Below are 19,425 nucleotides of genomic sequence, written 5' to 3'. Positions count from 1 at the left end.
AGAAGCCCGCCAAGAAGCCCGCCAAGAAGCCCGCCAAGAAGCCCGCCAAGAAGCCCGCCAAGAAGCCCGCCAAGAAGGCCGCCAAGAAGCCCGCCAAGAAGGCCGCCAGAAAGGCGGCCGCCAGCAAGGCCGGTCGCGCCTCCGCACGCAAGCGCGCGCGCAAGGACTGACGGTTCCCGCGCCTGCGGTCGCGCCGACTCGATCGATCCGGGGCACTGGATCAGCGGGGCGGTGTGATCGCTGCCAGGGCCGCTGACGCCGCGGTCAATCGTCCGCAGCGTCCGGCCCGTGGGTTGCGAACGAGGCCAGGCGGGCGTCGTCCACCGACACGATCCGGTCCAGGCGCAACACCTCTCCCGTCTGCAGCGTCATGTACTCGCCGCCGACGCCGGTGCCGAGATCGACGATCCGCGCCTCGACGGTCTGGCGCCGGCCATCCTGGTCAAGAAACACGATGCGCGCGCGGGCACGACGCGTGGCCGTGGCCTCGAGGATGTCGTGGAAGTCGCAGCTGATCGGGCGGTAGGTGTCGGCGGTCATGGCAGGATTCTTCGGGCTGATCGCGTCTCGCCGTGCCCATCCTACGGCGCGGCTGTGCGCGGTGCATCGACATGCTGGCCAGATGACGGGCAGGAAAGCGGTGATGGACCGTTTGTGCGAGACGGTCGCCGCAGTGGGGGGCGAGCCCGTGATCGAACAGGCTTGCGCGGGCCGTTGCGAAGCCGCGGTCGCGCGCTGGTCAGCAGCTTCATCGCCCGGCCTTGACCGACCACGTCATCGTGTCCGATAGCGCAGCTGAATGCCGGCGCCGACCGGATCGTCGGGCCGTGCCCTCGCATTCGCGTTCGCTGGCATCATCGGCCGCCCGTCCAGGAACCCTGTCCGCATGTCCACCCTGCCGCCGATCCCCACGACGTTCGACCACCCCATCGCCGCGCGCACGATGACGGTGATCCGCCACGGGCAGCCGTCGTCGCTGCACATCGAGATCGGGCGGCCGGTGCAGGATGTCGAAACGATCGGTGGCACCGACTGGCGCTGCCCCGTCCGCTGGCGCGATGGCGACAGCGTGCGCGTGCACAACGCCTGCGGCATCGACTCGTTCCAGGCGCTGCAGCAAGCGCTGGAATCGATCCGGATCGAGCTCGAAGCCCTCGCCGGCGAAGAGGGTGTCGGCCTGGAGTTCCTCGACTTCCCCTACGATGTGCGCACGCAGCTGCCGGACCAGCAGCATGTGCGCGCGTCGCTGTCGAGGCGGACGCGCGAGGGCGGGAACGCCGCGGACTGAGCCAGCACTCGGCTCCCGATCCGGCAAAGCGCCCTAGAGCGGACTGACCCGAAACCTGCGTCCCTTGATCCTGCCCGCGCGCAGCGCCGCGAGCGCGCGCGGCGCATGCTTGCGGGCGATGGCGACATAGCTGCGCGTGGCGAACACGTCGATCCGCCCGATCGCATCCTTGTGCAGGCCCGCATCTCCGGTGAGCGCGCCGACGATGTCGCCGGCGCGCAACTTGTCGCCGCGGCCCGCATCGATGCGCAGCGTGGCCATCAGCGCGGTGGGAACGTTGGCGGCCTTGCCCGACAGCGGCTGCAGCGGCTCCCAGCGCAGCGGCCGTCCCTGGCGTTCCTCGATCGCGCGCGCGCGAGGCAGTTCGCGCGGCGCGCACAGGCTCAGCGCCAGCCCGTCGCGACCGGCGCGGCCGGTGCGACCGATGCGGTGCAGGTAGGTGTCCGCATCGCTGGGCAGCTCGTAGTTCACCACCGCGCCCAGGTTCTCCACGTCCAGGCCGCGCGCGGCCACGTCGCTGGCCACCAGCACGTTGCAGCTGCGGTTGGCGAACTGCACCAGCACTTCGTCGCGGTCGCGCTGCTCCATCTCGCCGTGCAGGGCGAGCGCGGAGAAGCCGTAGTGCGACAGCGAACCCACCACCTCGACCGTGTCGGCGCGGGTATTGCAGAACACGACCGCCGACTCCGGCCGGTGGCGCAGCAGCACGGCCGCCAGCGCCGGTGCGCGCCGCGCGGCGTCGACCTCGAAGAACAGCTGCTCGATCGCCGCCGGCTGCATGCCGTCGCCGATGCTCACCTCCAACGGATCGCGCAGCATCGCGGCACCCAGGGCGCGGATCCCGTCCGGATAGGTCGCCGAGAACAGCAGCCCCTGCCGATCCTTCGGCAGCCGCTTGACGATGTCGCGGATGGCCTCCTCGAAGCCCATGTCCAGCATCCGGTCGGCCTCGTCGAGCACCAGCGCGCGCACGCCATCGAGCTGCAGCGCCCGCTGCTTGACCAGTTCCTGGATGCGCCCGGGCGTGCCGACCACGACGTGCGGCGCATGCGTCAGCGACGCCAGCTGCGGTCCGAGCGGGATACCGCCGCACAGGATCGACAGCTTGAGGTTGGGGATGCCGATCGCCAGCTTGCGCAGCTGCTTGCCGACCTGGTCGGCAAGCTCGCGGGTCGGGCACAGCACCAGCGCCTGGGTCTGGATGCGCGCCGGATCGAGCCGCGACAGCAGGCCCAGCCCGAACGCGGCGGTCTTGCCGCTGCCGGTGGGCGCCTGCGCGATCACGTCGCGGCCGGCGAGAATGGCCGGCAGCGCCTGCGCCTGTACCGGCGTCATGCACTGGTAGCCGAGCGCATCGATGCCCTGCAGCAGGGTGGCGGGCAGGTCGAGGCTGGCGAAGGCGGGGGCTGTGCTCATGCGCCATGATCGCAGGTCGTGCGCCGGGAGGGCGCGGATGCAGGCGTTCCGGCGCACAATCGATGCCCCTGGACGATCGGGCGAGGCCGCGCGATGCGCAACGAACTGACCATTGCCGTGGGCGAACTGCACCAGGGCATCGGCCACCACCACTGGCACGGCAAGACCTTCCGCCAGTTCTGGGAGTGGTTCAACCATCGCTGCATCGAGCTGGTGGCCGCCGCCGGACAGGACGAACTCGACGAACTGGAAGGCGCGCTGCTGGAGGTGCGCGCGGCGATCGAGGAGGGCGGCTACGTGGTGTCGTCCGATCGGCTCGACGAGGTCATCGAGCCGCCGATGTAGCGTGGCGCCCTATCGCCAAGGCGACGGTGGATCGACCGGCTGGTCGGGGACCGGGTCTGTCGGACAGTCCGGGACCGGGTCGATCGGCTGGTCGGGGACCGGGTCGACCGGCTGGTCCGGGACGGGATCCCGCATCGGATGCGGCACCTGGCCGGGAATCTCGCGCCGGGGAAACGTCATGGCAGCACTCCGTTGGGGGCTGAACGGAGCGGACACCGTAGCGGACCCGCAGGCGGGCATGCGTGAATCCCGTCCTGCGACCGCCGTACGTTCCACCGCGCGAAGGCTGCGGCCGGACGGGTCGCGCGCGTCCCGGAGGTCAGGTTGGCGTGGGGGGCGTCGGCACCGCCCACGAACTCGACAGACAACCCGCGCCTCCTGACCGGAAGCTTTCCTTCCGGGCTGCAGGGCCGCTACCCGGCATGCCGGCGGCAGGCCGACGCGTTACGATGCTGCGCCGCCGGCCGTCCCCCGATCCTGCATGAAGGCCCACCTCCCCGATCCGCCTCCGGCGGCATGAGCCAGGCGTCGCGCCTGGCCGATGCCAGGGACGAACCCCGGATCGAACGCCTGCAGCCCTGGATCGCCGCGCTCCTGAGCGCGCTGCTGCATCTGGCCTGCCTGCTGCTGGCGCTGCTGGCGCCGCCGGTCACCATGACCGCGCCACAGGGCGCGTCGGCCGGCAGCGTGACCTTGGTCGACTTCATCGGCGACACCCCGCCGCAGCCGGTGCCCTCGCCCGTGCCGCCCGCGTCTCCCGAACCGCCCGCGCCCGCGCCGCCGCCCACCTCGCGCCTGCAGTCCACGCCGGTACCGCGCGCGGACGCGGCATTGCCACAGGTCGTGGACGAACCGCTGCAGGCAGCGCCCGCCCGCAGCCGACCGGCACGGCGGGCATCCGCGCCGCGTCCGCAGGCCGCGGTCGCGCCACCGGCGGCGCCGCCCCCGACCGCGCGGCGTCCGGCGCACCGCTGGGGCCAGCCGCCCGGCATGCTGCCCCGCGACACCGCGCCCGTGCATGCCGGTCCCACCAGCGGGCCGGGCTCGGACAACAGCCGCCGTCGCGACAGCCCCTCCGCGCAACCGAGCATGGAGGTGGGCGGCTACCAGGTCTATTACGACCTGAGCAGCGAACGCCGCCTGCGCGAATGGCGCGACCAGGGCATGAGCGAAGTCTTCATCCCGCTGCCGGGCACGCGCGACTACATGGTCTGCCCGCTGGAAACCGCGCTGCGGCGCGAGTCGGGTCCCTGCCGCCTGCTGGCGCCGGATGCGCCGGAACTCGCCGGGATCGGCGATGCGCGCCAGGTCATCACCATGCACCGGGTGTACCGGCGCGGCGAACTGGTCTGGCGCGGGCCGCGGCCGTACCGGTGAATGGGGTGCCGCCGGAGCGGTGGCGCGGAAGCTGCACCGGGTGATACGCCCAGACCTGCAATCGAGGATGGGAGAACCCTCAGCCTGTTCTCTCCACCGGCATGGCGACGGCCCGCCCGCCACGCTGTGCCCCGCGCGCGGCAAACAGCCAGGCCAAGCTGCCACCGAGTAGGCCACCGGCGACCGCCAGCGCCCAGTCCAGCAGGCCCAGCGGGCGCAGGTGCACCCAGTCGGCCAGCGCCGGGACCTGGACCAGCAGCACCAGCGAGGCGACCGATGCGCCGGTGACCAGCCGCGCGATCCGCGAGCGCAGGCCCGACAGCGCCGCGGTGATGGTCGCGCTGGCCAGCACCAGGGTCGCCAGGGCCAGGGTGCGGGCGTACTCGACGCCCTGCGCCGCGCCGTGCGTGTAGGCCAGCAGGACGGTCGCCGTCGCGGCGAGCCCGGTGAGCACGATGACCGTCCAGGCGCGGCGCCCGAAGAAGGTCGCGCGCTGTTCGCGCACGACCGGCGCCATGTGCCCGGCCGGCGGCGGATCCTGGAATACCAGCAGCGCGGTCGGGTGGATCAGCAGCTCCAGCCAGACGATGTGGATGGGCAGGTACAGCAGCGGCTGCCCGGAGATCGGCACCAGCGCCGCGCTCAGCACCAGCGGCAGGTGGACCATCAGCAGGTAGGCGAAGCTCGCCTGCAGGTTGCGGAACAGCTGCCGGCCTTCGCCGATGGCGCCGACGATGGTGCGGAAGTTGTCGTCGAGCAGCACGATCGACGCGACCTCGCGGCTGCTCTGCGAGCCGCTGCCGCCCATCGCGATGCCGATGTCGGCTGCCTGCAGCGCCGGTGCGTCGTTCACGCCGTCGCCGGTCACCGCCACGATCTCGCCCTGGCGCTGCAGGCGCTGCACCAGGTCCAGCTTCTGCGCCGGCGCCGCGCGCGCCACCACGTCGACGCGGGCCAGCGGCTGGTCGCCGTCGCCCAGTTCCTGCAGCGTCGCGACCACCGGGTCTCCGCCACCCAGCCCCGCTTCCAGCGCGATCGCGCGTGCCGTGCCGGGATGGTCGCCGGTGACCATGATCACGCGAAGGCCCGCGTCCATGCAGGCGCGCACCGCCTCGCGCACGCCTTCGCGCAGCGGATCGGCGAACGCCAGCAGGCCGGCGAAGACGAAGCCGTGGCTGGGCTCCTCACCTGCCGCGCTGGCCGCGTCGACGGTCCGCGAGGCGAAGGCGATGACCTTGTGGCCCTTGCCTGCGTGCGCCGCCACGCGCGCCAGCCAGTCGGCGCGTGCGGCCTCGGCCAGCGCGCACAGGTCGAGCACGGTCTCCGGCGCACCCTTGGTCACTGCCAGCGCGGCCTGCGGCGCCTGCGGCCACAGCGCGGTCTCGCGGCGCCGCGCTTCGGTGAACGGAAACACGCGCAGCGGCGCCGTGCGCGTGTCGGCCTGCGGCACGAGCGCCAGGATCGCGGCGTCCAGCGGATCGCCGCTGTCGCGGCGGCAGGCCAGCGCCGCCAGCGCCAGCAGTGCGTCCTCCTCCAGCCCGGAGGCCGGTTCGCGCCGCACCAGCGCCAGCCGGCCCTCGGTCATCGTGCCGGTCTTGTCCGAACAGATGCAGGTGACGCGCCCGATGTTCTCCACCGCCACCGCGCGGCGCACCAGCGCCTGGCGCCGGGCCAGGCGGTACACGCCGGCGCCGAGGAAGAAGGTGAACACCACCGGGAACTCCTCCGGCAGCGCCGCCACTGCCAGCGTCACCGCACTGAGCAGGGCGTCGACGATTCCGTGGCCCTGGTACAGGCGGATGCCCGCGAGCAGCAGGCAGATCACCACCGCAGCCACCAGCAGGGTGGCGACCAGGCGGGCGATGGCCAGCTGCAGGGGCGTGCGCGCGTGCGAGCCCTGCACCGCCAGGCGCACGATCTGGCCGTATACCGTGTCGCCGCCGGTGTAGGCGATGCGCACGCGCGCCGTGCCGCCGAGCAGGCGCGTGCCGGCCGCCATCCAGTGGCGCGATGCGTCGGCGGCGGCGCCTGCGACGAACGGCTGTTTCGCCACCGGCAGCGACTCGCCGCTGAGCATCGATTCGTCCAGCAGCAGCTGCTCGCACGACTGCACCAGTCCGTCCGCCGGGACCGCTTCGCCGGCGTGCAGTTCGACCAGGTCGCCAGGCACCAGCTCGTGCGCCGGCAGCGCGACCCACCGGCCATCGCGCAGCGCGCGGGCGCTGGTGGCCAGGCGGCTGGCCAGGCCCTGGGTGGAGGCCTGCGTGCGCCGGTGCAGGTATGCATCCATGCCCAGCAGGGGCAGCAGGGCGAACAGCAGGATCACCGCCTCGGTGCGATCGCCCAGCCAGGCGAACAGCGCCGCGGTGCCGAGCAGGAACCACAGCATCGGATCGCGCAGCGTGTCGCGCGCCAGCATCCACCAGGTGGGCTGCGCGGCCTCGACGATGTCGTTGCGGCCGTGGCGCTGGCGGCGCTCGTCGGCTTCGGCGCCCGACAGGCCGGCTTCGGTGCCGAGCAGGCCCTGCAGGCGCTCGACCGGCACCCTCACATGCACGCCGACACGCTCCGGCAGGCGCGGCGTGCGCTCACCACAGTTGCAGCACCAGACCTGCCAGGGCGGCGCCGAGCATGCCCAGCGATGGCAGCGCGGTCAGTGCGAAGCCCAGGGCGCGCGAACGTGGATCGCGCACATAGCTGCGGAAGTACAGCAGTCGGCCGACGATCCAGACCACGCCCAGCGCCGCCGCCCAGCGCGGGTCGAACACCCACGCGAACAGCACCGTCGCCGGCAGGAACAGCACCAGCTGCTCCAGCGTGTTCATCTGCACGCGGTAGTAGCGTTCGAACATCTCGTGGCCGGTGGTGGCCGGCGCCGGGCACTGGTAGCGCCCGCGGGCCCGCGCCACGGCCAGTCCGAAACCGAAGTACTGCAACAGCGCGACGATGACGACGATGCCGACCCAGGCCATGTACGGACCCTCCCCATGGAAGCGAGAGGATACGCCGTGGCTTCGCGGCCCTGGCGACGCCAGGCCGCCCTGGACGGGAAGGGCGTGTGTCGGCACCAGCAATCCGCAGGGGATCGGCACCGTGTCGAAGGCGTCTGCCGATCGCCACGCCTCCTCGCAGACAGGAAGGCGTGACACGGCGGAACCTTTCGCGCATCCCCATGCTGCAGCGCACATGACAGCGCTGGTCGGCGCGTCGCGGCGCACCTGCCGCGCCGGCGACTGCATCACAGTGCCGGCTGATAGCGCTCACATCATGGCTTTGGGGCATCGAACTGCGAACCAGTTCGCTTTACACGCAGGGTCGGCCTGCTATTAATCCGCGCGCTGAATGGTAGCGCTACCATTCAGCTTGGACGCAGCAGACGCAGAGGCATAAGCAGTCGCAGTACCCAGGGAGGGGCTGTCGTGTTGAAGCATTCGATCCCGCGCCGCCAGGCGTGGCGCCATTCCGTCCCGCCGGCGACGTCCCGGCAGGTGCGGTCCCCACATTGGCGCGGCAATGCCCCCGGTCCTGCATCCGCAGGGCATCCATCATCCATGCAATCCCTTCAACGGACCCTCGGGCCGCGGCACGCCTGCGGCCCCACGGGCACCATCGCACGGAGACTCACGATGATGAAGTTCAACAGCCGCAGCACGCTCGCCGTCACCGTCCTGGCCTGCGCCATCGGCGTGGTGGCCGGTGGCGCGCAGGCGCAGACGCTCACCAACAACGCCACCGGCACCCACGACGGCTACTACTACACCTTCTGGAAGGACTCGGGCAGCGCCTCGATGACCCTCCATCCCGGCGGGCGCTACAGCTCGCAGTGGACCAGCAACACCAACAACTGGGTGGGCGGCAAGGGCTGGAATCCCGGTGGACCTCGCGTGGTCAACTACTCGGGCTACTACGGCGTCAACAACAGCCAGAACTCGTACCTGGCGCTGTACGGATGGACCCGCAATCCGCTGATCGAGTACTACGTCATCGAAAGCTACGGGTCCTACAACCCGGCCAGCTGCGCCGGCGGCGTCGATTACGGCAGCTTCCAGAGCGACGGCGCCACCTACAACGTGCGCCGCTGCCTGCGCCAGAACGCGCCCTCGATCGAAGGCAACAACAGCACGTTCTACCAGTACTTCAGCGTGCGCAACCCGAAGAAGGGCTTCGGCAACATTTCCGGCACCATTACCGTGGCCAACCACTTCAACTACTGGGCCAGCCGCGGCCTCAACCTGGGCAACCACGACTACATGGTGTTCGCCACCGAGGGCTACCAGAGCCAGGGCAGCAGCGATATCACCATCAGTTCCGGCGGCTCCGGCGATGGGGGTGGCGGTGGCAATACGGGCAGCAAGACCATCGTGGTGCGCGCACGCGGCACGGCCGGCGGCGAGAACATCTCGCTCAAGGTCAACAACGCCACGGTCGCCAGCTGGACGCTGGCCACGGGCATGGCCAACTACACGGCAACGACGTCGGCATCGGGCGGCTCGCTGGTCGAGTTCACCAACGATGGCGGCAGCCGCGACGTGCAGGTGGACTACATCAGCGTCAACGGCGCGGTGCGGCAGGCGGAGGACCAGACCTACAACACCGGCGTCTACCAGAACGGCCAGTGCGGCGGCGGCAACGGCCGCAGCGAATGGCTGCACTGCAACGGCGCGATCGGTTTCGGCAACCTCTGACCGGAGCGGCGTCCATGGCCATGTCCCGAGCGTCCCTGCCTGCCCTGGCGATCACCGCGGCGCTGGGCATGGGCGCCGGCGCCCTGGCCGTCGTGCTGGCGGGCGGCGACGCCCGTCGCTGCGATGCGGGCGACGACAATGCGCTCGTCGCCCGCATCGCGGAACTGGAGGCCGAGCTGTCCCGCAGGCCGGCGGCGTTCGCATCGCCGGCCGTCGCCCTCGCGGCGAAGCGTGCCGGGCGGGATGGCGTACAGGCGATGGGTGGCCAGCGGCAGGGGGCCGGTCTGCCCGGCGCCGCCGAACCGCCGGACGCGGACCAGCAGCTCAAGGACCTGCTGACCCTGGCCTGGAACGATCGCCGCAGCATGCGCGAGAAGCTCGACGATTTCCTGGTCCGGCATCCGGACAGCGAGGGCGTCGCGATCGCCAGCAAGGGCGTGTTCGAGCTGGTCGACAACCGCGACGTGCTGCCCGACACCGCGCTGGCCGCGCTCTACTTGGAGCAGGGCGATCCGGCGTTCAAGCGCGTGCTGGCCCAGGTCGCCTCCACGCGCGGCGACAACAGCCTGATCGAGCTGCACGTGGCGGAAGCCGCCACCGGCCTGCACGCTGCAAGCCCGGCCGAGCGCCAGCAGGCGCTGGTGGAACTGGCCCGCACCCGCCACGTGGCCGCTGCCGACCGCGCCGCGCCGCTGTTGCGCGATCCCGACACCGGCGTGGTGCTCGATGCGCTGCTGGCCCTGCGCGCCACCGGCAACCAGCGCCATGTGCCCATGGTCGAGGCGTTGCTCGCGCACCCCGACGAATCGGTGAGCTGGTTGGCCAGGGACGTGGTCGACGAACTGCGCATGCTCAGCACGCAGGCGCGCACCCGCATCGCCGAGCGCGAACTGGCCGCGGAACTGCCACCGCTGCCACTGGCCGTGGCGGCGGGCCATGGCCCGTGCGGCGCGGCCACGGGCTGAGGTCGCAAGGCGCGGCCACTGCGCTCGACATGCTGGCGCACCTGGCCGGACACTGGCGCAACACGCCGCTACTGCCGCCCGGCCCGAACCTCGCATGTACGACCTGTTGCTGCCCAGGCACGTCCGCTCGCTGGAGTTCGCCGCATTGGACTGGTCGACGGGACGGCCGCTCGACCGCCTGCCGGCGGCGCCCATCGAGGCCAGCTGCGCGCTGGCGGACCCGCCGCTGCTGTTGGGCGCATCGACGCCGCTGTTCCATCGCAGCGTCCTCGACTTCCTGCGCGGCCTTGGCGCAGGCAACCTGCAGTCGGTGCAGGTCGCATTGCGTACGCCCGTCGCCGTGCTCGACGATTGGCATGCGGTGAACGTGGTGGGCACGATCCCGCTGGCCAGTTTCGTCCTGGAGCTTCCGCCGGTCGGGATCTTCGCGCTGCGGCGCCAGCCTGCCGCCCGTGCGGCGATGGCGGCTTCGGCCGCATCCGCCGCCGCCATCGCCCGGGCGGCGCCGCTGCCGCGTCCCACCGCGCTGGTCGCGCGCCTGGCCGAGGGCCGCCATCCGCTGCTGATCCGCAGCGACGTCATGGCGCAGCTGGACGCGCGCTTCAACCGCGAAGGCAACGGGGCCACCGTGCACCGGGTACGTTTCGACGACCTGCGCTTCTGCGACCTGTACACCGGCGTGCGCTTCGAAGCACTGATGGCCGAGGCCGCCGCGCCACGGACATGAGGGTTGGAACCGCGCCGGCTTTCCGGACACGGCGGCGTTCACGGCGCCGCAACCGGTGGGGGGGTTAGGTTGCAGCTCCCCCCTCTGCCGGAACTTCCCATGTCCGATCCCGCCGAACTCGAAAAGAAGCTCTGGAAGGCACTCAAGTCCGACATGACCCTCATGCTGGGCGTGGACGGACTCGAGGACGGCCACACCCGGCCGATGACCGCGCAGTTCGAGCACGAGGAGCGCGGCCCGATCTGGTTCTTCACCTCGACCGACAATGCGCTGGTGCGCCATGTCGCCGCGCCGCGTCGCGCCGTGGCCGCTTTCGCCGCCAAGGATCATGCCCTGTTCGCCAGCATCGGCGGCAGCCTGGTCGTCGATACCGACCGTGCCGTGGTGGAACGACTGTGGAACCCCTTCGTCGCGGCCTGGTACACCGGCAAGGACGATCCCAAGCTCGCGCTACTGCGCCTGGATCCCGACCAGGGCGAGGTGTGGTTGAACGAGAACAACCTGCTGGCCGGGGTGAAGATGCTGATGGGCATCGACCCGAAGAAGGACTACCAGGACAAGGTCGCCAAGGTCGACCTGGGCTGACGCGGCGTTGCAGCGCCCCAGACAGCCACGCAAAGTGCGCAAGTCCGGGAAGCAGCCAGGTCGCGACGACAGCGTAGGAGCCGGCCCGACGGGCCGGACTCCGCTTGGACCGGCTCAGGTGCCCAGCAGCTCCACTTCGAACTTCAAGGTGGCATTCGGCGGGATCACGCCGCCCGCGCCGCGTGCGCCGTAGCCAAGGCCGGCCGGGATGATCAGCGTGCGCTGGCCGCCGACCTTCATGCCCTGCACGCCTTCGTCCCAGCCCTTGATCACCATGCCGGCACCGAGCGGGAAGATGAAGGGTTCGTCGCGGTCCTTGCTGGAGTCGAACTTGGCGCCCTGTTCGCCGTCCTGGTAGAGCCAGCCGGTGTAGTGCACGGTGACGTTGTGGCCGGGCTGGGCCTCGGCGCCGTCGCCGACGCGGGTGTCTTCGAACTGCAGGCCGGAGGCCGTGGTGGTGAATGCCATGCGCTTTGATTCCAGGTCCGTGTTGGGGCGCATAGTCTAGTCGCGGTGCCGGGCGATGCTGTCCACGCAGGCGACCGCGGGCGGGTGCGCAGAGGCCGGCGCCGCTGGCCCTTTGCATCCTGCACCTGCGTTGTTCTCCATCGACCGCGGCCACCCGCGACGACCCCCCGGAGAAGGCCGTGCCCCAGTACCGCGCCCCAGGCGTCTACGTCGAGGAAGTCCCTGCCACGAGGTCGATCGAACCGGTGGCCACCTCCACGTGTGCGTTCGTCGGCCCCAGCCAGGACGGACCGGCACCCGGCGAGGCGCCGCCGCTGCTGGGGGGCTTCGACGACTTCGCGCGCATCTACGGCGGCGATGCGCCGCTGGCCTTCGCCGACGGAGCGACGCTCCACTACCTCGCCCACGCCGTGCGCGCCTTCTTTGCCGAAGGCGGCAGGCGGCTGTACGTGCTGCGCCTGGCGCCGTCGCATGACGGCACCGCGCCACAGGCTGCCGACTATGCACAGGCGCTGGCCGCGACACCGATGCCCGAGGCGGTGTCGATCCTCGCCGCGCCCGGCGCCAGCGCCTGGTGCCGCGACACGACAGCGCTTCATCGCATCCTTGCCGACGAGGCCGGGCGCCCGGGGGCGCGTCGGTTCGCAGTGCTGGACACGCCGCCCGGCGCCACGCCGGCCACCGCCCGCACCTTGGTCGCCGCCCTGGATTGCAGTCGCGCCGCGCTCTACTACCCGTGGATCGCGGTCGCCGGCGATCCCGCCGCTGGCGACGGCGCTTCCCCGCAGCTGCTGCCGCCATCGGGATTCGTCTGCGGCATCTATGCGCGCAGCGACCAGGCGCGCGGCGTGCACGGATCGCCGGCCAACGAGGCGCTGCGCTCGGCCGTGGGCCTGGAACGGCCGATCGGCAGCGACGAGCAGGCGCTGCTCAATCCGGCAGGCGTGAACTGCCTGCGCTTGCTGCCAGGGCGCGGATACCGGGTATGGGGTGCGCGCACCCTGTCCCAGGATCCGGAGTGGAAATACATCGCCACGCGCCGCTATCTCGACCATCTCGAGACCTGCATCGAGCGCGGCACGGGCTGGGTGGTGTTCGAGCCCAAGGGCCCGGCGCTGTGGGCGCGCGTGCGCGCGGCCATCGATGGTTTCCTGCAAACCCAGTGGCAGCGCGGCGCGCTGGTCGGCACGAAGCCGGAACAGGCCTGGTTCGTCCGCTGCGACGCCGCCACCATGACTGCCGCGGACATCGACAACGGGCGGACGGTCTGCGTGGTCGGCGTCGCGCCAGGCAGGCCGGGTGAGTTCATCGCGCTGCGATTCGCCTGGCAGGCGCAATGAGCCCCTCGCCCGCGCGGCGACCGGACAGCGCCGTCGCGCAATCGGCTTCCGCCAGGAAGGCGCGCAATGGACCCGCGTCAGCCGCCGGGCGAGTCGTCCTGGATGAGCCCGGCCTCGGCCAGCATCCGGTGGATGCGCTCCTCCACATAGGCCTCGTGCTCGGCAGGGACCTGGTCGGTCAGCGGCGCGGTCTCGCCGGAGAACGCCTCGATCACCCGCGCCGGTGGCAGGCGGTCGCACAGTTCGGCCAGGCGCTCCTGCAAGTGCGCGAGTTCGCGATCAATGTCGGCCTTGGTCTTCATGGCGACCAATGCTGCGCGCGCCGATGTCATGGCGCCGTGCAGCCGGCTGTCATGCCCTCGCCGCCCTGGGGCGCGTTGCCGCCGAACCGCCAGGTGCATGGCGGCCCAGCGGTGGCGCCGGCTCAGGGCAGGGGCGTGCGCATGCCGACGGCGAGGCGGTTCCAGGCGTTGATCTCGACCACCAGGAAGCTCAGTTCGGCAATCGCGGTCTCGTCGAAATGTTCGAGCAGCGGCGTGTAGTCGGCGTCCGCCGCGGCGGTGGCCTCGATCCGGGTCAGCGACTCGGCCCAGCCCAGCGCCGCGCGCTCGCGGGCATCGAACAGGCGGCTCTCGCGCCAGCCGGCCAGGGTGTCGAGGCGACGCTGGTCCTCGCCGTCCGCGCGCGCCTCGCGTGCGTGCATGTCCAGGCAGTAGGCGCAGCCGTTGATCTGCGAGACGCGCAGCTTCACCAGGCCCGCCAGGCGCGGATCGATGCGCCCACCGTGCAGGGATTCGTCGAGGGCGAGCATGGCGCGGAAGGCCTTCGGCGCCAGCTTCGGATAGGGAATGCGGGGGTGCTGCGACATGGAAGCTCCGGGATCGGCGGCCACCGTGGCCGCTTCAACCTGGAGGACGGCCGGGCGATCCGTCCCGTGACACCTGGCCTCAATGCAGCCGCAGCTTGTCCGGGTTCATCTGGTTGTGCACCTCGGCGATGCGGTCGCCGTCGCAGACGATGGTGGTGATCATCTGCAGTTGTCCGTCGAGGAAGCGCAGCCCGGCCGGCTCGCCGTTGACGTGGCCGATCCGCCAGCGGGCGCCGGCCGGGGCGCGCCGCGCGACCGCCCAGTACAGCCGCGCGATGCGGGCGGCGCCGTGCAGCGGCCGCAGCGCCGCGGTCACCTTGCCGCCGCCGTCGGACAGCAGCCGCGCGTCGGCATGCAGCAGTCCGACGATCGCATCGCTGTCGCCGCTGGCGGACGCTTCCAGGAACCGCTCGAGCAGATGCCGGTGGCGCTCCGGCGCGACGTCGGGAAAGCGCGCGCGCCCGGCCTGCAGGCGCTCGCGTGCGCGATGCACCATCTGCCGGCAGTTGGCTTCGGCATGGCCGAGCATCGCCGCGATGCGCGCGTAGTCGTAGTCGAAGACCTCGCGCAGCAGGAACGCCGCGCGTTCCTCCGGCCCCAGCCGTTCCAGCAGCGCGAGGAAGGCCAGCGAGACCTGTTCGGCCATCTCGGCGCGGCCGGCCGGGCCGGGCGAGGCGTCGATGACCAGCGGCTCGGGCAGCCACGGCCCCACGTAGTCGGTGCGCGCGGTCTGCGCCAGGCGCAGGCGGTCGATGCCGATGCGGGTGACCGTCGCCACCAGCCAGCCGGTCGCGTCCCGCACCTGCGTCCGGTCGGCCTGCCGCCAGCGCAGCCAGGCGTCCTGTACCGCGTCCTCGGCATCGGCGCGGGTGCCGAGCATCCGGTAGGCCAGGGCCAGCAGGCGTGGCCGCAGCGTTTCGAAGGTCTGGTCGTTCGGGGTCATGACGGTTGGACGGGCGAGGGCGTGCGGCCGTGACAGCGGCGGTGCGGATCGGACGGGATCGGGGTTGTCCCGGCCCCCGGCCGGACCCGCTAAAGGATCCCGCAGGCCCGCCGCTATCGCCAACAGGGCCCACAGGCGTCACGCCGCGACCAGGAGAGACCGATGACTGCACGACCCACCGTCCTGCTGTGCGACGACTCGCGCGCGCTGCGCATGCTCGCGGCCGGGCAGCTGCAGGAAGCCGGGTTCGAGGTGGTGGGCGAGGCGGGCAATGGCCTGGAGGCGGTCCGCCAGTACCAGGCGCTGCGTCCGGACCTGGTGCTGCTGGACCTGGTGATGCCCGAGTGCGACGGACGCCGCGCGCTGGCGCGCATCCTCGAGCTGGATCCGCAGGCGCGCGTGGTGATCCTCAGCTCGCTCGGTGCGCGCAGCGACATCGAAGCATGCCTGCGCCTGGGCGCACGCTCCTACCTGCAGAAGCCCATCGACCCCGAGGCGATGGAACGCGTGCTCCACCAGGTGCTCGCCTGAGCGGCGGCCCGACCGACTATCCGAATCAGAGGGCACGAGATGGCAGCGAAATTCCTGGGTCAGTTCCTGCTGGAGCGCGGCGTGATCACCGCGCCGCAGCTGCTGGCCGCGATCGAGGCGCAGCGTGCCTCCAACCCGCTGCTGGGCGAACTAGCCGTGCGCCACGGGATGCTGGACAGGGTCCAGGCGCGACGCATCCACCAGCGCCAGCGCGTGGAGGACCGGCGCTTCGGCGACATCGCCCTGGAGATGGGCCTGCTCGACCAGGCGCAGCTGGCCGCACTGCTCGATGCGCAGAAGGCCGGGCGCAAGCTGCTCGGCGAGGTGCTGCTCGAGCAGGGCATGGTCGATGCCGCGCGCCTGGACGCCGAACTCGCGCAACACCGCGCCGACCAGGAACAGGCGCGGCATGCGCTGGACCATGAACTGTCCACCCACCCGCTGGGCGCCCTGGCCAACAGCGCCATCGGCGTCTGCGCCAGGCTGTTCCCGCGCATGCTCGGCAGCCAGTGCCTGCCGGCCGAAGCCCTGGCGCCCGGGGACCTGGACGGCTGGGCCTGCGTGGCCAACGTGCGGGTGCTGGGCGACGAGCCGATGGACATCGGCCTGGCCAGCGACCTGTCCACGGCGCGCGCGCTCGCCTGCGCCCTGCTCGGCATCGAACCGGCGCGCTGCGACGACGCGCTCGCCCTGGATGCGCTGGGCGAAATGGTCAACGTGCTGATGGGCTACCTGGTGCGCGACATGATGACCGACGACGAAGCGTCCTATCGCGCGCTCCCGCCCGACACCTCGGTCCCGGCCGCGACGCTGGCCGCGGACCGCGAACGCAGCCTCGCCGTCGGCATGGGCTCGCAGCTGGGCGCGTTCGTGCTGGTGGTGGGACGGCCGGCGTAGTCGGCGGCCAGGAACATCGGGCCCGCAGGCAGGCCACGCAGCCTGACTGCCCTGCTGTAAGGGAGCATCGTCGCGCCGCGGCAGTCGTCCGCGGCACGCAACATCCGCCTGTCCCTAGACTTCGTCCTGCGCCAGCACGTACATCCGGCTGCTGCCGTCGGGGTCCACGTCCAGCACCACCGTCATCGGCCTGCAGCAGACCTGGCAGTCCTCGATGTAGCGCTGCGCGCCTGCACTGGCGTCCAAGGTGAGGCTGATGACTTCGCCGCAATACGGACATTGGGCGTCCTGGTGTTCGAGCATGGCGACCTCGCTAGGGGAAGCGCGCAAGAAGGGAGGCTGCATCCACGTTCGATGCATCCCGGTGCCGCGTCACCGCAGACCGGATCGAACGCGGACGCGCGGCGTGAGCGCAGCGGTCAGCCCTTGTCGGCATCGGTCTGTGCCGTGGGCGTCTGCTGGTGCAGCAGCAACCGCCACTGCCCCTGCTCGTGTACATACGTCGAACTGCACTGGGCGCGGTAAGTACTGCCCGGCGCATCCCGCTCCGCATGCGCCATGTAGGCGAGCACAGCCGTCGTGGGGCTTCCTGTCACCGCGTGCCGAGCTTCGAACGACACCCTGCGCCAGCGGGCGCCCGCACCGATGGATTCGATGGTGGCCTGCCGGTCGAGCATCCCGGCCGGTGGCGGCAGCACCATCAATGCGTGCTCCGCCAGATGGGCCGCGTAGAAGTCCGCCGAACCCAGCCAGAACCGTTCCTCCAACTTCCACAGGGCGTTCGCCTGGTCCCGATCCATTGCGACCTCCTCGAGAGTTCTGCCGTGCAGGCGCTCATCGCGTGGGACGAAAGCGATGTCGTCGCCCTGCCTGCCGATCCGGCCTGCGCGCGGATCACGCAACGGCGCGCGCTTCACTGGGCCGGCGGAACCGTGCCGCCCGCAAGCTGGCGCGCCGCTCCGGGCAGGCTACTGCGCCTTGCGCCGTCGCTACAACCGGCTTTCCGCCGCGCGGTTGGCAGACGGTTCATGCCGATCATTTCGTAGGGGCGGCTTCCCGTGCGTCGCGATAGCGCACCAGCTGCACCAGCGCCGTGCGCGCGTCGCCGACCACCAGCGGTGCCGGCACCGAGAGCATCAGGTTCAGCGGCAGTCCGAATTCCTCGATGCTCCAGCCCTGGGTATCGAGCACGCCGTCGGCCCCGATCGCCTGCGGATGGCGCTGGCGGATGCGCTGGGCGAAGCTGCCGTGTTCGGGGATGTAGCCGAACACCGGCTTGCCCTTCGCCACCGCGTAGCCCACCTCGAAGCAGGTGCCGCTGTCGGGCTCGGGACCGCGGAAGAAGTCCAGGTTGGCAAGCACCGCGTCGGCGCGCTCGAGCAGGGCGATGTTGGCGCGGTAGATCCACGCCGCCTGCGCAGCCGGCGCCGTGAGGTGCGCGGGCACCTCCTGGTCGAGCGGGAACAGGCCTTCGAAGCCCGCTTCCGCGCACAGCGCCTTCAACATGCGGCCGCGCTCGCGCGCGTCGGGGCGGAACACGTCGGGGCCGGCCAGGTAGAGCGTGCGGATCATGGAGAAGGCGGATGGGAGGGGCGGGAGTATTGCGCCCAGCTTAAAGGCTCTGCCGCAGGCAAGTGCCAGGCGAGTCGTCCCCGGCATGCTGCCTCGCTGCTAGAGCCCGACGCCCAGCGCGGTCTGCTCCACCGACCGCAGCGAACTGTCGACGAAGCGGACCTCGAAGCGGAGGTGCCACTCGGGCAGGACGCCATACGAGTGGACATCCCGGCCCGCGCAATGCGTGATGCCCTCGCGCTCGGGAGAGCAGCGCAGTTCGATTCCGTGGCTCCCGAACCTGCGCTCCACGCTGCCACGGGATGATCCCGCGGGCAGGTCCGCCAGCGTCGCGTTCCAGAACGCCTGGCGCTCGCGCAACTGCCAGCGCCCCGCCAGGGAAACGACGACCAGCACGAGGCCGAGGAACAGCGGCACCAGCACGACCGTCGCCAGCACGATCGTCGCGGCGCTGGCTGTCCGGGTGCGGCGTGGGCTCATCCGCGATCCGATGCAGGGCGGCGGACGCCGCAGCGGCGCACGCGGGCCAGCTCCGCCTCACTGCGTGTAATCGTCGAGGACATCGCTCCGGGCCGCGCCGAATGCCTGCACCGGTCCTGGCGGCCGCGCAATCAGGGCGACGCGGCGAGACGCTGCACCAGCCGGGCCTGCAGCTTCCGCAGATCGTCGTGGTCGGCCTCCTGTGCGGCATGGATGCCCATGCCCTGGCCGGCATAGCGCGGCACGATGTGCATGTGGATGTGGAACACGGTCTGTCCCGCCGCGCTGCCGTTGAACTGCGCCACCTGCACGCCGTCCGGACGCAGCTCCTGGACGATCGCCCGCGTCAGCCGCTGCGCCACCGTCATCACCTGGCACAGCGCCCCGGTATCGACGTCGAGCAGGTTGACCGCGGCCGAACGCTTGGGGATCACCAGCGTATGCCCGACCGACTGCGGGTACAGGTCGAGGAAGGCGAGCACGTCGTCGTCCTCGTGGATCCTGTAGCAGGGCGCGTCGCCCCGGATGATCTTGGCGAAGATGTTCTGCGGATCGTAGCTCGTGTCCAGGCTCATCGAAGGCTCCTCGGGTCTTGCCCGCCGGGCCGTACGCGGCGGGATCCATGGATGCCGGGGCAGGGCGGTCACGCCGCCGGCCGGCAGGACGGGAGTATCGCGGCCCGGCTGCCGGGGGTCGAGATGCGGTCGGGCGTCCGCCGGCTTTCCAGCGGCCCGTCGGCTCCCGGCGTCGGCCCTCGAACGCGCCAGCGGGCACGTTCGCCGGCCCCTCGCGCCCAATCCGGACCATGAACCCACGCTGCCCCGTTCAGCCTGGCGACGGTCCGAAATGTTCGCGGACCGGGAACTCGTGTATGGTGTGCGCACTGTTCAAGGCGGGATCACGGTACATCGTGACTCCGATGCGGTAGGTCTGGCTTC

The 19,425-nt window shown here is 71.3% G+C and carries 23 protein-coding genes; 10 read left to right on the top strand and 13 right to left on the bottom strand.

What is annotated here, in order from left to right:
• Window positions 1-264 precede the first annotated feature (264 nt).
• Complete coding sequence (locus tag Q0863_RS17995) at window positions 265-540, bottom strand: hypothetical protein (protein WP_298581628.1); 276 nt, start codon at window positions 538-540, stop codon at window positions 265-267.
• A gap of 346 nt (window positions 541-886) precedes the next feature.
• Between Q0863_RS17995 and Q0863_RS17990 the strand changes: the two genes are divergently transcribed.
• Entirely contained in the window at window positions 887-1,288 is a 402-nt protein-coding gene (locus tag Q0863_RS17990) for a hypothetical protein (protein WP_298581626.1), read from the top strand.
• Between the two features lie 33 nt (window positions 1,289-1,321).
• Here Q0863_RS17990 and dbpA read toward each other — a convergent pair whose 3' ends face one another.
• The gene (gene dbpA, locus Q0863_RS17985; protein ID WP_298581625.1) at window positions 1,322-2,704 is read right to left on the bottom strand and encodes an ATP-dependent RNA helicase DbpA; all 1,383 of its coding nucleotides are present in this window, start codon (window positions 2,702-2,704) and stop codon (window positions 1,322-1,324) included.
• Between the two features lie 93 nt (window positions 2,705-2,797).
• Between dbpA and Q0863_RS17980 the strand changes: the two genes are divergently transcribed.
• Both Q0863_RS17980 and Q0863_RS17975 read left to right on the top strand, forming a co-directional pair.
• Entirely contained in the window at window positions 2,798-3,049 is a 252-nt protein-coding gene (locus Q0863_RS17980) for a hypothetical protein (RefSeq protein ID WP_298581623.1), read from the top strand.
• 516 nt (window positions 3,050-3,565) lie between these two features.
• On the top strand, window positions 3,566-4,426 hold the full coding sequence (locus tag Q0863_RS17975) for a type II toxin-antitoxin system RelE/ParE family toxin (protein WP_298581621.1): 861 nt from the start codon (window positions 3,566-3,568) through the stop codon (window positions 4,424-4,426).
• Window positions 4,427-4,505: 79 nt separating this feature from the next.
• Here Q0863_RS17975 and Q0863_RS17970 read toward each other — a convergent pair whose 3' ends face one another.
• Entirely contained in the window at window positions 4,506-6,983 is a 2,478-nt protein-coding gene (locus Q0863_RS17970) for a cation-transporting P-type ATPase (RefSeq protein ID WP_298581619.1), read from the bottom strand.
• 31 nt (window positions 6,984-7,014) lie between these two features.
• Window positions 7,015-7,398 carry an MAPEG family protein gene (locus Q0863_RS17965; protein ID WP_298581617.1) on the bottom strand — a complete coding sequence of 128 codons (384 nt, stop codon included), beginning with the start codon at window positions 7,396-7,398 and terminating at the stop codon, window positions 7,015-7,017.
• Between the two features lie 654 nt (window positions 7,399-8,052).
• On the opposite strand from Q0863_RS17965, the gene Q0863_RS17960 reads away from it, so the two are divergent.
• From Q0863_RS17960 to Q0863_RS17945, 4 genes are all read left to right on the top strand, one after another.
• On the top strand, window positions 8,053-9,111 hold the full coding sequence (locus tag Q0863_RS17960; protein ID WP_298581615.1) for a glycoside hydrolase family 11 protein: 1,059 nt from the start codon (window positions 8,053-8,055) through the stop codon (window positions 9,109-9,111).
• Between the two features lie 14 nt (window positions 9,112-9,125).
• Window positions 9,126-10,076, top strand: coding sequence for a hypothetical protein (locus Q0863_RS17955; protein ID WP_298581613.1), 951 nt, complete (start codon window positions 9,126-9,128; stop codon window positions 10,074-10,076).
• Between the two features lie 94 nt (window positions 10,077-10,170).
• Window positions 10,171-10,803, top strand: a complete 633-nt coding sequence (locus Q0863_RS17950) for a hypothetical protein (protein WP_298581611.1) — start codon at window positions 10,171-10,173, stop codon at window positions 10,801-10,803.
• A 99-nt stretch (window positions 10,804-10,902) separates the two neighbouring features.
• The gene (locus Q0863_RS17945; protein ID WP_298581609.1) at window positions 10,903-11,388 is read left to right on the top strand and encodes a pyridoxamine 5'-phosphate oxidase family protein; all 486 of its coding nucleotides are present in this window, start codon (window positions 10,903-10,905) and stop codon (window positions 11,386-11,388) included.
• Window positions 11,389-11,502: 114 nt separating this feature from the next.
• On the opposite strand, the gene Q0863_RS17940 is transcribed toward Q0863_RS17945, so the two are convergent.
• A complete protein-coding gene (locus tag Q0863_RS17940; RefSeq protein WP_298581607.1) occupies window positions 11,503-11,856 on the bottom strand; it encodes an FKBP-type peptidyl-prolyl cis-trans isomerase in 354 nt (117 codons plus the stop codon).
• 179 nt (window positions 11,857-12,035) lie between these two features.
• Between Q0863_RS17940 and Q0863_RS17935 the strand changes: the two genes are divergently transcribed.
• Window positions 12,036-13,196 (top strand): phage tail sheath subtilisin-like domain-containing protein, encoded by a 1,161-nt coding sequence (locus tag Q0863_RS17935; protein WP_298581605.1) that lies wholly within the window; start codon window positions 12,036-12,038, stop codon window positions 13,194-13,196.
• A 77-nt stretch (window positions 13,197-13,273) separates the two neighbouring features.
• Here the strand turns inward: Q0863_RS17935 and Q0863_RS17930 are convergent, their stop codons facing one another.
• The 3 genes from Q0863_RS17930 to Q0863_RS17920 all read right to left on the bottom strand — a co-directional run bounded on the left by Q0863_RS17930 (window position 13,274) and on the right by Q0863_RS17920 (window position 15,007).
• Window positions 13,274-13,498 carry a hypothetical protein gene (locus Q0863_RS17930; RefSeq protein WP_298581603.1) on the bottom strand — a complete coding sequence of 75 codons (225 nt, stop codon included), beginning with the start codon at window positions 13,496-13,498 and terminating at the stop codon, window positions 13,274-13,276.
• Between the two features lie 122 nt (window positions 13,499-13,620).
• Window positions 13,621-14,064 carry a carboxymuconolactone decarboxylase family protein gene (locus Q0863_RS17925; RefSeq protein ID WP_298581601.1) on the bottom strand — a complete coding sequence of 148 codons (444 nt, stop codon included), beginning with the start codon at window positions 14,062-14,064 and terminating at the stop codon, window positions 13,621-13,623.
• A gap of 79 nt (window positions 14,065-14,143) precedes the next feature.
• On the bottom strand, window positions 14,144-15,007 hold the full coding sequence (locus tag Q0863_RS17920; protein ID WP_298581599.1) for an RNA polymerase sigma-70 factor: 864 nt from the start codon (window positions 15,005-15,007) through the stop codon (window positions 14,144-14,146).
• A 162-nt stretch (window positions 15,008-15,169) separates the two neighbouring features.
• Between Q0863_RS17920 and Q0863_RS17915 the strand changes: the two genes are divergently transcribed.
• Window positions 15,170-15,538, top strand: coding sequence for a response regulator (locus tag Q0863_RS17915; protein WP_298581596.1), 369 nt, complete (start codon window positions 15,170-15,172; stop codon window positions 15,536-15,538).
• Between the two features lie 39 nt (window positions 15,539-15,577).
• Complete coding sequence (locus tag Q0863_RS17910) at window positions 15,578-16,435, top strand: chemotaxis protein CheX (protein ID WP_298581595.1); 858 nt, start codon at window positions 15,578-15,580, stop codon at window positions 16,433-16,435.
• A gap of 114 nt (window positions 16,436-16,549) precedes the next feature.
• On the opposite strand, the gene Q0863_RS17905 is transcribed toward Q0863_RS17910, so the two are convergent.
• The 5 genes from Q0863_RS17905 to Q0863_RS17885 all read right to left on the bottom strand — a co-directional run bounded on the left by Q0863_RS17905 (window position 16,550) and on the right by Q0863_RS17885 (window position 19,062).
• Window positions 16,550-16,738 carry a CPXCG motif-containing cysteine-rich protein gene (locus tag Q0863_RS17905; RefSeq protein ID WP_298581593.1) on the bottom strand — a complete coding sequence of 63 codons (189 nt, stop codon included), beginning with the start codon at window positions 16,736-16,738 and terminating at the stop codon, window positions 16,550-16,552.
• Between the two features lie 116 nt (window positions 16,739-16,854).
• Window positions 16,855-17,337 carry a nuclear transport factor 2 family protein gene (locus Q0863_RS17900; protein WP_298581591.1) on the bottom strand — a complete coding sequence of 161 codons (483 nt, stop codon included), beginning with the start codon at window positions 17,335-17,337 and terminating at the stop codon, window positions 16,855-16,857.
• 133 nt (window positions 17,338-17,470) lie between these two features.
• A complete protein-coding gene (locus Q0863_RS17895) occupies window positions 17,471-18,007 on the bottom strand; it encodes a nucleoside 2-deoxyribosyltransferase (RefSeq protein ID WP_298581589.1) in 537 nt (178 codons plus the stop codon).
• A gap of 99 nt (window positions 18,008-18,106) precedes the next feature.
• On the bottom strand, window positions 18,107-18,487 hold the full coding sequence (locus Q0863_RS17890; RefSeq protein ID WP_298581587.1) for a hypothetical protein: 381 nt from the start codon (window positions 18,485-18,487) through the stop codon (window positions 18,107-18,109).
• Window positions 18,488-18,618: 131 nt separating this feature from the next.
• On the bottom strand, window positions 18,619-19,062 hold the full coding sequence (locus Q0863_RS17885) for an HIT family protein (RefSeq protein ID WP_298581585.1): 444 nt from the start codon (window positions 19,060-19,062) through the stop codon (window positions 18,619-18,621).
• Window positions 19,063-19,425 lie beyond the last annotated feature (363 nt).

Source organism: uncultured Luteimonas sp. (assembly GCF_947492465.1).
Taxonomy (GTDB): Bacteria; Pseudomonadota; Gammaproteobacteria; order Xanthomonadales; family Xanthomonadaceae; genus Luteimonas.
This window is presented reverse-complemented; position numbering and strand designations above follow the sequence as displayed.

Coding starts and splice junctions, on each gene's coding strand:
- Q0863_RS17995 (WP_298581628.1), bottom strand. CDS start 540: ATGACCGCCGACACCTACCGCCCGATCAGCTGCGACTTCCACGACATC.
- Q0863_RS17990 (WP_298581626.1), top strand. CDS start 887: ATGTCCACCCTGCCGCCGATCCCCACGACGTTCGACCACCCCATCGCC.
- dbpA (WP_298581625.1), bottom strand. CDS start 2,704: ATGAGCACAGCCCCCGCCTTCGCCAGCCTCGACCTGCCCGCCACCCTG.
- Q0863_RS17980 (WP_298581623.1), top strand. CDS start 2,798: ATGCGCAACGAACTGACCATTGCCGTGGGCGAACTGCACCAGGGCATC.
- Q0863_RS17975 (WP_298581621.1), top strand. CDS start 3,566: ATGAGCCAGGCGTCGCGCCTGGCCGATGCCAGGGACGAACCCCGGATC.
- Q0863_RS17965 (WP_298581617.1), bottom strand. CDS start 7,398: ATGGCCTGGGTCGGCATCGTCGTCATCGTCGCGCTGTTGCAGTACTTC.
- Q0863_RS17960 (WP_298581615.1), top strand. CDS start 8,053: ATGATGAAGTTCAACAGCCGCAGCACGCTCGCCGTCACCGTCCTGGCC.
- Q0863_RS17955 (WP_298581613.1), top strand. CDS start 9,126: ATGGCCATGTCCCGAGCGTCCCTGCCTGCCCTGGCGATCACCGCGGCG.
- Q0863_RS17950 (WP_298581611.1), top strand. CDS start 10,171: ATGTACGACCTGTTGCTGCCCAGGCACGTCCGCTCGCTGGAGTTCGCC.
- Q0863_RS17945 (WP_298581609.1), top strand. CDS start 10,903: ATGTCCGATCCCGCCGAACTCGAAAAGAAGCTCTGGAAGGCACTCAAG.
- Q0863_RS17940 (WP_298581607.1), bottom strand. CDS start 11,856: ATGGCATTCACCACCACGGCCTCCGGCCTGCAGTTCGAAGACACCCGC.
- Q0863_RS17930 (WP_298581603.1), bottom strand. CDS start 13,498: ATGAAGACCAAGGCCGACATTGATCGCGAACTCGCGCACTTGCAGGAG.
- Q0863_RS17925 (WP_298581601.1), bottom strand. CDS start 14,064: ATGTCGCAGCACCCCCGCATTCCCTATCCGAAGCTGGCGCCGAAGGCC.
- Q0863_RS17920 (WP_298581599.1), bottom strand. CDS start 15,007: ATGACCCCGAACGACCAGACCTTCGAAACGCTGCGGCCACGCCTGCTG.
- Q0863_RS17915 (WP_298581596.1), top strand. CDS start 15,170: ATGACTGCACGACCCACCGTCCTGCTGTGCGACGACTCGCGCGCGCTG.
- Q0863_RS17910 (WP_298581595.1), top strand. CDS start 15,578: ATGGCAGCGAAATTCCTGGGTCAGTTCCTGCTGGAGCGCGGCGTGATC.
- Q0863_RS17905 (WP_298581593.1), bottom strand. CDS start 16,738: ATGCTCGAACACCAGGACGCCCAATGTCCGTATTGCGGCGAAGTCATC.
- Q0863_RS17895 (WP_298581589.1), bottom strand. CDS start 18,007: ATGATCCGCACGCTCTACCTGGCCGGCCCCGACGTGTTCCGCCCCGAC.
- Q0863_RS17890 (WP_298581587.1), bottom strand. CDS start 18,487: ATGAGCCCACGCCGCACCCGGACAGCCAGCGCCGCGACGATCGTGCTG.
- Q0863_RS17885 (WP_298581585.1), bottom strand. CDS start 19,062: ATGAGCCTGGACACGAGCTACGATCCGCAGAACATCTTCGCCAAGATC.